The organism is Lelliottia sp. 489 (genome assembly GCF_050435885.1).
GTDB lineage: Bacteria > Pseudomonadota > Gammaproteobacteria > Enterobacterales > Enterobacteriaceae > Enterobacter > Enterobacter nimipressuralis.
The window spans coordinates 99,230-108,820 of record NZ_JBNDLC010000010.1 but is presented as its reverse complement, the minus strand read 5'-3'; the positions used below and the strand labels follow the sequence as shown (position 1 = coordinate 108,820).

Genomic DNA, 9,591 nt, shown 5'->3' with positions numbered 1-9,591 from the left:
AGCGCCGATGGTAGTGTGGGGTCTCCCCATGTGAGAGTAGGGAACTGCCAGGCATCAAACAAGTGAAGAGGCCATCCGCAAGGATGGCCTTTTTGTGTTTTTGTCTGTATACAAAAATAGTCCCAGACCGGCACAACAGCCCGGTTATTGCTCTGCCATCCAGTCCTGAATAAACGCAACAACACCAGCAACATCATTTAAATCCAGAATCGGCACGGGAAGTGAAAGCGGAATATCACTGGCGACAGCAATCACATGCTGATCTACGGTCAATTCAGCGATTTCATGCCCTGCATCGCTTCTGAAAAGCAAAATCTTCGCTACTGACTCCTGCTTAAATCCCTCAACCAGCACCAGATCCAACGTCGAATGATCCATTCGGCTCACCAAATAATCTAAATCCAGCGCCTCTTCTCCCGGTGTCTCCGTCATCAATGCCCATCGTTGCGCGCTGGCTACCATGGTTTGAGCCGCACCCGCTTTTCGCAGCTCGTAGCTGTCTTTGCCGGGCTTATCAATATCCATATTGTGGTGAGTATGCTTAATCAATCCTGGACGAATACCCTGCGCGCACAGGGCCGGGATCAGCTTTTTCAGAAGTGATGTTTTTCCCGTCCCACTCCAGGCGGCAATCGCTAAAACAGGTTTCATACTTTCCCCTGCAGTGTTTGCAAATCTTCCGTGGTATTCACGTTAGCAAAAGCCTCTTTCAGATCGCTGAAATCAACGGAATGACCGCCTGACTGGCGCATAAATACCATAACGCGTCTCTCCCCTGAGGCCAGGTAAGCGCGTAAATCCGGACAAAGTTTTCTGCTAACCAACGTAATCGCAGGGTGATCGCGCTCTCCGTCATGTACCCAGACGACGGGTGCGTCTTTCCGGTGTTCTATCATGCGCTCAGCAAGCACAGAGGGGATAAACGGCGTATCACATGGGCAGAAAAGAAACCATTCATCATCTGCCTGCTGCATCACGCTCAGCATGCCAGCCAGAGGCCCTGGATAGTTAGCTAACACATCCTGATAGACGGGATATCCGCGTTGCTGATAGATATTAATGTGACGATTAGCGCTAACGGCGATTGCTCCCACCTGGACTCTCAGCGCATCGGCGACGTGCAGCCATAATGGCTTTCCATTAAGCTCCTGTAAGCCCTTATCTTTTCCGCCCATCCGCGTCGCTCTTCCCCCTGCAAGCACGACGCCGAGCACTCCCCGGCACTGATTCACGAATGTCGCCTCTTTTATTGTGGGATTGACCCTGCTAACGTGTTCCTATCAATGAAAGGAGCACTACGATGAAATGTAAACGTCTGAACGAAGTTATCGAACTTCTCCAGCCTGCCTGGCAAAAAGAGCCAGAGCTTAACCTGATGCAATTTTTACAGAAACTGGCGAAAGAGTCAGGTTATGACGGCGAACTGGCCGACCTTTCTGATGACATCCTGATCTACCATCTTAAAATGCGTGATTCTGATAAAGATGCCGCGATTCCAGGTATTAAGAAAGATTACGAGGAAGATTTTAAAACCGCGCTGCTGCGCGCCCGTGGCGTAATTAAAGAGTAAAACCTTGTAAGCGGCGCCACCGAAATCGCTGTGAAATGATATCCTGAATCATTCGTATAATTTCCGGATGATCGGATGAACGACAAGGCTTTTACTTTCCAGACATTAAACCCGGATACCATTATGGATGCTCTGTTTGAACAGGGCATTCGAGTGGATTCCGGGCTAACCCCTTTAAACAGCTATGAAAACCGCGTCTATCAATTCCAGGACGAGGATCGCCAGCGCTTTGTCGTTAAATTCTACCGTCCCCAACGCTGGTCGGCGGAGCAAATTCAGGAAGAGCACCAGTTCGCTCTCGATCTGGTTAATGACGACGTTCCGGTCGCTGCACCCATTCAGTTTAATCACCAGTCGCTGCTCACGCATCAGGGATATTTCTTTGCTGTTTTCCCGAGCCTGGGTGGCCGCCAGTTTGAGTCTGATAATATCGATCAAATGGAGTGGGTCGCTCGTTACCTGGGGCGCATGCATCAGACGGGGCGCAAAAAAGCATTCAGCGCACGACCTGTTATTGGGCTTGAGGAATATTTAACGGAGCCGCGCCAGGTGTTCGAAACGTCTACGCTGATTCCGAAAGCGTTGAAAGCGAATTTCCTGAAAGCCACCGATGCTCTTATTGCTGCCGTAACTGAGCGCTGGGATGATCAAACCGATATCCTGCGTTTACATGGCGACTGCCACGCGGGGAATATTCTCTGGCGCGACGGCCCGCTATTTGTTGATCTCGATGATGCCCGCATGGGGCCAGCGATTCAGGATCTGTGGATGCTGCTGAATGGTGATAAAGCCGAACAGCGGATGCAGCTTGAAACCATCATCGAAGCCTACGAAGAATTTAGTCCCTTTAATTCAGACGAAATTGCCCTGATTGAGCCTTTACGCGCCATGCGTTTTGTATATTATCTCGCATGGTTAATCAGGCGTTGGGACGATCCCGCGTTTCCTAAAAACTTCCCGTGGCTTACCGGGGAAGATTACTGGCGCAGCCAGACAACCACCTTTATTCAGCAAGTTAAGGTTCTGCAGGAACCGCCACTTCAATTAACGCCAATGTATTAATCGGACACATCAGGAGAAAGTTGATCATGAAAAAAATATGGCTGGCGCTGGCAGGTATGATTCTGGCATTTAGCGCATCTGCTGCTCAATTCAGCGATGGCAAGCAGTTCACTACCCTTGAAAAGCCGGTTGCCGGTGAGCCGCAGGTGCTTGAGTTCTTCTCATTCTATTGCCCGCACTGCTACCAGTTTGAAGAAGTTCTGCACGTTTCTGATAACGTGAAGAAAAAGCTGCCTGAAGGCACCAAAATGACCAAGTATCATGTCGAATTCCTGGGTCCTTTGGGTAAAGATCTGACGCAAGCCTGGGCTGTTGCGCTGGCGCTGGGCGTGGAAGATCAAGTCACAGCACCTATGTTTGAAGCTGTACAGAAAACTCAAACTGTTCAGACCGTTGCTGATATCCGTAAAGTCTTTGTTGATGCGGGCGTGAAAGGCGAAGATTACGACGCAGCATGGAACAGCTTTGTGGTGAAATCTCTGGTCGCGCAGCAGGAAAAAGCGGCCGCAGACCTTCAGCTGCAGGGCGTTCCGGCGATGTTCGTCAATGGTAAATACCAGGTGAATCCGCAGGGTATGGATACCAGCAATATGGATATCTTCGTGCAGCAGTATGCTGACACCGTGAAATATCTGGTAGAGAAGAAATAAAAGTGAAAACGCCGGTCACAGACCGGCGTTTTTGTTTGCATACTTAAGATCGTTTATCAGCACATCTTTATCATTCCACAGCGTGTTCAGCCACAGCTGGAAACGACGTTTGAAATTCTTATCATTGATGTAATCGCCGTGCAGCTCTTCATTCACCGGCACCAGGTTTATCCTCACCACAATACGCGTCAGTTTACCGCTTAACATATCGTAAAAAGGTGTCTCGTCATTTTCTGGATAGCACAGCGTCACATTCAGCAATTTATCGAACTGCGATCCCAGTACATTAAGGGCCATTGCAATTCCCGCCGCTTTTGGCGGCAATAGATTCTTATAAGGTGAGCGAGTTTGCTGACGTTTCAGTTCCGTAAAACGTGAGCCTTCAACGAAGTTAACGATTGTCGTTGGGTGAGCCCGAAATTTCTCACAGGAGCGACGTGTCGTTTCAACATCACGCCCACGGCGTTCGGGATGACGAATAAGATAGCTGCGTGAATAGCGTTTCATAAACGGCATATCCAGCGCCCAGCAGGCCAGCCCGATAAACGGCACCCAAGCCAGTTGCTGCTTGAGAAAGTATTTGTTCATCGGAATATGTTTGCGAAACAGCACGCATAACACCACGATATCTGCCCAGCTGTGGTGATTACAGAGCAGTAAATACCAGTTTTTCTTGTTCAGGCCTTCCAGCCCTTCGATATCCCATTGCAGATGCGGGTTCAGGCGTAGCAGCCATGCCAGCCCTTCACACCAGCAGTACATCATAAAATTGCAGAAGACTGATACCGCGCGCCAGACAGCAGGGACAGGCAGTAATAGTTTAATGATTCCGGCGACGATGATCGGCACAGAACAGGCGATGGTAACCAGGATCGTTAAAAAGATGCTTAACAGTAATGTTACTGCAGCGAGTAATCTCGACATGATGAGCTTTTTCAGGTAGTTAGCTGTAATCTGGCAGCCAAACCGGTGCCGCAGGGCGCTGATTTTACCAGAAAACAAATAAAGCAGGGGCTTTCACTCCACGATACCGCAGGATCTGCACCTTAACAGATTATTTGTCTGTCATACCTTATTAGGCTCTTCTTATATCCACATAGAGCAAATAGTCATCAAATGGAAATATACCGATCGGATCTATTTATAACTAACTGATAATATTCTATAAAAAAATCATACGCGATCTGGAAATGACAATATTCTTCATATGAATTAAAAGTATGCACAAACTTATCCACAGTTTGATTTTGCGAGCGATCCCGACGATCGCAAAATCTTTTCCTGTATTCGGTGCTAAAAACTGATGTTTTCATCCTTCTGTGGCATCCTTTAGCCATAAATTGATTAAAGGCACGGACATTATGGTTCAGATTCCAGAAAACCCTCTTATTCTCGTCGACGGCTCTTCATACCTGTATCGGGCGTATCATGCGTTTCCTCCTCTGACCAATAGCGCAGGGGAGCCAACCGGCGCGATGTATGGCGTGCTGAATATGCTGCGCAGTCTGATCCTGCAATACCAGCCGTCACATGCGGCGGTGGTATTCGATGCGAAGGGTAAAACCTTCCGCGATGAGCTTTTTGAGGATTACAAATCCCATCGCCCGCCGATGCCAGACGATCTGCGCGCGCAAATCGAGCCGTTGCACACGATGGTAAAAGCGATGGGCCTGCCGCTGCTGGCAGTTTCTGGGGTAGAAGCGGACGACGTCATCGGTACGCTGGCTCGTGAAGCAGAGAAAATGGGCCGTCCGGTGCTGATCAGTACGGGTGATAAAGATATGGCGCAGCTGGTTACGCCTGGGATCACCCTCATCAATACCATGACCAATACCATTCTTGGGCCGGAAGAAGTCGTCACTAAATATGGCGTGCCGCCAGAGCTCATCATTGATTTTCTCGCCTTAATGGGCGACTCCTCGGATAACATTCCAGGTGTGCCTGGTGTCGGCGAAAAAACCGCGCAGGCCCTGCTGCAAGGCCTGGGTGGGCTGGATACGCTGTATGCTGAATCTGACAAAATCGCCGGTCTGACATTCCGTGGTGCAAAAACCATGGCGGCGAAGCTGGAGCAGAACAAAGAGGTGGCCTACCTCTCCTATAAGCTGGCCACCATCAAAACCGACGTCGAGCTGGAACTTACCTGTGAGCAGCTCGAAGTTCAGCAGCCGGTGGCGGAAGAGCTTCTCGGCCTGTTTAAGCATTATGAGTTCAAACGCTGGATAACAGACCTCGAAGCCGGGAAATGGATGCAGGCGAAGGGCGCAAAACCTGCCGCGAAGCCAAAAGAGACAATCGTTGTTGATGCCGATGAGGACGTCGAAGAGGCCGCCAGTACGCTCTCCTTCGAAAACTACGAAACGGTGCTGGAAGAAGCGCAGCTTATCGCCTGGATTGAGAAACTGAAAAAAGCGCCGGTTTTTGCCTTTGACACCGAAACCGACAGTCTGGATAACATCTCCGCCAATATGGTGGGCCTTTCCTTTGCCACAGAACCAGGCATCGCCGCCTATGTCCCGGTCGCGCATGATTATCTGGATGCTCCGGATCAAATCTCCCGTGACCGCGTGCTTGAGCTACTCAAACCGCTGCTGGAAGATGACAAAGCGCTTAAGGTCGGGCAAAACCTGAAGTATGACCGCGGTATTTTGCAGAACTACGGCATCGAGCTACGCGGTATTGCCTTCGACACCATGCTGGAATCTTACATCCTGAACAGCGTGGCGGGCCGTCATGATATGGATTCATTGTCCGATCGCTGGCTCAAGCATAAAACCGTCACCTTTGAAGAGATTGCCGGGAAGGGCAAAAACCAGTTGACCTTCAACCAGATCGCCCTGGAAGAGGCGGGCCGCTATGCGGCGGAAGATGCGGACGTAACTCTGCAACTGCACCTGAAGATGTACCCGAAACTGCAAAAGCAGGAAGGGCCGCTGAATATTTTCGAAAATGTCGAAATGCCGCTGGTGCCGGTGTTGTCTCGTATTGAGCGTAACGGCGTTAAAATTGATCCTGCGGTACTGCACAAACATTCGGAAGAGATCAGCCTGCGTCTGAATGAACTTGAACTGAAAGCGCATGACATTGCCGGCGAGCCTTTTAACCTCGCGTCCACCAAACAGCTGCAGACTATTCTTTTTGAAAAACAGGGCATTAAACCGCTGAAGAAAACACCTGGCGGCGCGCCGTCCACCTCGGAAGAGGTGCTGGAAGAGCTGGCGCTAGATTACCCGCTGCCGAAAGTGATTCTGGAATACCGCGGCCTCGCGAAGCTAAAATCGACTTACACCGATAAGCTCCCGCTGATGATCAATCCAAAAACCGGCCGCGTTCATACCTCCTACCACCAGGCGGTTGCGGCGACCGGGCGTTTATCATCGACCGATCCTAACCTGCAAAACATTCCAGTTCGTAACGAAGAAGGGCGACGCATTCGTCAGGCATTTATTGCCCCGGAAGATTATCTGATCGTCTCTGCCGACTACTCGCAAATCGAGCTGCGCATCATGGCGCACCTGTCGCGTGATAAAGGATTGCTGACGGCGTTTGCGGAAGGCAAAGATATCCACCGCGCCACGGCGGCAGAAGTGTTCGGTCTGCCACTGGACAGCGTGACCGGGGAGCAGCGCCGCAGCGCGAAGGCGATCAACTTCGGTCTGATCTACGGCATGAGCGCTTTTGGTCTCTCCCGCCAGCTCAATATTCCGCGCAAAGAGTCGCAGAAATACATGGATCTCTACTTTGAGCGCTATCCGGGCGTGCTGGAATACATGGAGCGAACTCGCGCTCAGGCGAAGGAAAAGGGCTATGTGGAAACTCTCGATGGCCGTCGTCTCTATCTGCCGGATATCACCTCCAGTAACGCTGCGCGCCGCGCCGGCGCTGAACGTGCAGCAATCAACGCACCGATGCAGGGGACCGCAGCAGACATCATCAAACGCGCGATGATTGCGGTTGATGCCTGGCTGGAAAAGGACAAACCCCGCGTGAAAATGATCATGCAGGTACACGATGAACTGGTGTTTGAAGTGCACAAGGATGATCTGGAAGCGGTCACGAAAAAGATCCACGAACTGATGGAAAGCAGCATGAAATTAGATGTGCCACTGCTGGTGGAAGTTGGGAGCGGAGACAACTGGGATCAAGCTCACTAAGGGTCCAATGACTAAGACGCTGTTTATGTAAGTAAGCAACATAACAGCGTGGTTTTTGTGACAATCATTAGATTTACCTATGTAAAGAGTGAAAAAAAACTACAAAAAGTGCTTTGTCCAGCGATAAAAAAAGAGTAGAGTTAACGACGTAGGGTACAGAGGTAAGATGTTCTATCTTTCAGACCTTTTACTTCACGTAATCGGATTTGGCTGAATATTTTAGCCGCCCCAGTCAGTAATGACTGGGGCGTTTTTTATTGCGGCAAAGAAAATATTTGGACTAAAAAAAACGCGGACATCGCCGCGCTTTTTATCACTCTTCCGCTTCTGTAGCGGGTTCCAGATCGTTAAACCAGCTATCAAGCTTATGACGTAAAACGTCCACACCTTGCTTTTTCAGCGATGAAAACGTCTCAATTTGCACGTCACCGCCAAATTCTACCGCGGCTTCGCGCACCAGTTTTAACTGCGCTTTACGCGCACCGCTCGCCAGTTTATCGGCTTTGGTCAGCAGCACCAGAACAGGGATTTCGCTGGCGACGCCCCAGTGGATCATCTGCTGATCGAGATCTTTAAGCGGATGGCGGATATCCATCAGCACAACCAACCCTTTCAGGCACTGGCGTTTTTCCAGGTATTCACCCAGCGCGCGCTGCCATTTGATTTTGATCTCTTCCGGCACTTCTGCGTAGCCGTAACCGGGTAAATCCACCAGGCGCTTACCATCAGCGACTTCAAACAGGTTAATCAGCTGGGTACGACCTGGGGTTTTAGAGGTACGCGCCAGGCTTTTCTGGTTCGTCAGTGTATTCAGGGCGCTGGATTTTCCCGCGTTGGAGCGGCCAGCAAATGCCACTTCGATACCTGTATCAGGCGGCAAGTGGCGAATATCAGGCGCACTGGTGACAAAATGCGTCTGTTGGTAGTTCCAGGTAGTCACGTGGTCGTCTCCAAAAATCTTAATCTGAAGGGGAGTATACCTGAATGCAGGCAAAAGGCTTTTCACTTCGCTTCCGGGATGTAGATTAAACCCATTAGGTTTGTGAGACATTGCCCATAATCTCTATGGGACATTTAAGAGAATCCTCATGCGGTAAAAATAACATATCATTTAAAATCATAATGTTGAGGATTTGGAATTATCTGAAAATACCATTTTGGCCAGTTTGATGGCTTGTCAGAAGTACTGAAAAAGGTAAAGTAGCACCCAAGGCGAGGATGCCAACAGGATAACGACTTAGGGATAAGGGTCAGGAGCGCCAGGAGGCGAAGACTCAGGAAGACGACCAGGATGGTTAGCGCCAGGAGGCGTTCAAAAAAGGAAATGGACCCTATTAAGGATGATATTCGCTAAGGGATAAACAGGGTTAGTTGTTAGCAAACAGGGATTGAATAACCCGTTAAGGGTTGAGAGTCAGGAAAAAAGGCGACAGATTGCTCTGTCGCCTTTTTTCTTTGCTTGCTTTCTGCTAGATTTCGCCGCAATTCTATACTGAAGAAAATGGCTTAAAGACAAGGCATCATGAAAAAACCGACATCCACAGCGGGCGCTAAACGCCCGGCAAAAGCGCACCGCAAAACCCGTGAAGAACTGAATCAGGAAGCTCGCGATCGCAAACGTGCGAAAAAGCATAGTGGTCATGCTTCGGGTAGCCGTGCGAACGGCAGCAGTGCTTCAGGTTCCGCTGCGCAACAATCCAAACAGAAAGATCCGCGCATCGGGAGCAAAACGCCCATTCCCCTGGGCGTGACGGACGCCCCGGTTATCAAGCAGCAAAAACCTAAAAAGAGCGAGAAACCTATGCTTTCACCGCAGGCTGAGCTGGATATGCTGGAGAACGATGAGCGCCTGGACGCGCTGCTGGAACGTCTTGAGGGCGGTGAAGCCCTGAACGCTGAAGAGCAGAAATGGGTCGATGCCAAACTGGATCGTATCGATGAACTGATGCAGCAGCTCGGTCTCTCTTACGACGATGAAGAAGACGAAGAAGAAGAAAAGCAGGACGACATGATGCGTCTGCTGAAAGGTGGAAACTAACATTTGCACCCAGCGGGCTCTATAGTCCTTCTTATAACCCTTCCGGTTATATGTTATCTGGTGTGGTTATTCGTTAAACTACGGCGGTTGTCGCGGCGACAGAGGTGGCTGCGCACC

Annotated in this window: 9 protein-coding genes; 5 read left to right on the top strand and 4 right to left on the bottom strand. The window is 50.1% G+C overall.

From position 1 onward, the window contains the following. Positions 1 to 144 precede the first annotated feature (144 nt). Complete coding sequence (gene mobB / locus ABIE11_RS20975; RefSeq protein ID WP_429185332.1) at positions 145 to 651, bottom strand: molybdopterin-guanine dinucleotide biosynthesis protein MobB; 507 nt, start codon at positions 649 to 651, stop codon at positions 145 to 147. Continuing rightward, positions 648 to 1,232: a molybdenum cofactor guanylyltransferase MobA gene (gene mobA, locus ABIE11_RS20970; RefSeq protein ID WP_429185331.1), complete on the bottom strand. Its 585-nt coding sequence runs from the start codon at positions 1,230 to 1,232 to the stop codon at positions 648 to 650. Before mobA ends, mobB begins: the two co-directional genes overlap by 4 nt. Before the next feature lie 68 nt (positions 1,233 to 1,300). Here mobA and ABIE11_RS20965 point away from each other — a divergent pair, with 68 nt between their 5' ends. From ABIE11_RS20965 to dsbA, 3 genes are all read left to right on the top strand, one after another. Continuing rightward, positions 1,301 to 1,570, top strand: a complete 270-nt coding sequence (locus ABIE11_RS20965) for a YihD family protein (RefSeq protein ID WP_102105708.1) — start codon at positions 1,301 to 1,303, stop codon at positions 1,568 to 1,570. Between the two features lie 75 nt (positions 1,571 to 1,645). After that, the gene (locus ABIE11_RS20960; RefSeq protein WP_129035600.1) at positions 1,646 to 2,632 is read left to right on the top strand and encodes a serine/threonine protein kinase; all 987 of its coding nucleotides are present in this window, start codon (positions 1,646 to 1,648) and stop codon (positions 2,630 to 2,632) included. A gap of 26 nt (positions 2,633 to 2,658) precedes the next feature. Next, the gene (gene dsbA / locus ABIE11_RS20955) at positions 2,659 to 3,282 is read left to right on the top strand and encodes a thiol:disulfide interchange protein DsbA (RefSeq protein ID WP_102105706.1); all 624 of its coding nucleotides are present in this window, start codon (positions 2,659 to 2,661) and stop codon (positions 3,280 to 3,282) included. A 15-nt stretch (positions 3,283 to 3,297) separates the two neighbouring features. Here dsbA and ABIE11_RS20950 read toward each other — a convergent pair whose 3' ends face one another. Next, a complete protein-coding gene (locus tag ABIE11_RS20950) occupies positions 3,298 to 4,206 on the bottom strand; it encodes an acyltransferase (protein ID WP_181827056.1) in 909 nt (302 codons plus the stop codon). Between the two features lie 437 nt (positions 4,207 to 4,643). Here ABIE11_RS20950 and polA point away from each other — a divergent pair, with 437 nt between their 5' ends. After that, complete coding sequence (gene polA, locus ABIE11_RS20945) at positions 4,644 to 7,436, top strand: DNA polymerase I (RefSeq protein ID WP_429185330.1); 2,793 nt, start codon at positions 4,644 to 4,646, stop codon at positions 7,434 to 7,436. 313 nt (positions 7,437 to 7,749) lie between these two features. Here polA and yihA read toward each other — a convergent pair whose 3' ends face one another. Then, positions 7,750 to 8,376, bottom strand: a complete 627-nt coding sequence (yihA, locus tag ABIE11_RS20940; RefSeq protein ID WP_102105704.1) for a ribosome biogenesis GTP-binding protein YihA/YsxC — start codon at positions 8,374 to 8,376, stop codon at positions 7,750 to 7,752. A gap of 582 nt (positions 8,377 to 8,958) precedes the next feature. Between yihA and yihI the strand changes: the two genes are divergently transcribed. Next, positions 8,959 to 9,474, top strand: coding sequence for a Der GTPase-activating protein YihI (gene yihI / locus ABIE11_RS20935; protein ID WP_100778324.1), 516 nt, complete (start codon positions 8,959 to 8,961; stop codon positions 9,472 to 9,474). The last annotated feature ends 117 nt before the right edge of the window (positions 9,475 to 9,591 follow it).

Coding starts and splice junctions, on each gene's coding strand:
- mobB (WP_429185332.1), bottom strand. CDS start 651: ATGAAACCTGTTTTAGCGATTGCCGCCTGGAGTGGGACGGGAAAAACA.
- ABIE11_RS20965 (WP_102105708.1), top strand. CDS start 1,301: ATGAAATGTAAACGTCTGAACGAAGTTATCGAACTTCTCCAGCCTGCC.
- ABIE11_RS20960 (WP_129035600.1), top strand. CDS start 1,646: ATGAACGACAAGGCTTTTACTTTCCAGACATTAAACCCGGATACCATT.
- dsbA (WP_102105706.1), top strand. CDS start 2,659: ATGAAAAAAATATGGCTGGCGCTGGCAGGTATGATTCTGGCATTTAGC.
- ABIE11_RS20950 (WP_181827056.1), bottom strand. CDS start 4,206: ATGTCGAGATTACTCGCTGCAGTAACATTACTGTTAAGCATCTTTTTA.
- polA (WP_429185330.1), top strand. CDS start 4,644: ATGGTTCAGATTCCAGAAAACCCTCTTATTCTCGTCGACGGCTCTTCA.
- yihI (WP_100778324.1), top strand. CDS start 8,959: ATGAAAAAACCGACATCCACAGCGGGCGCTAAACGCCCGGCAAAAGCG.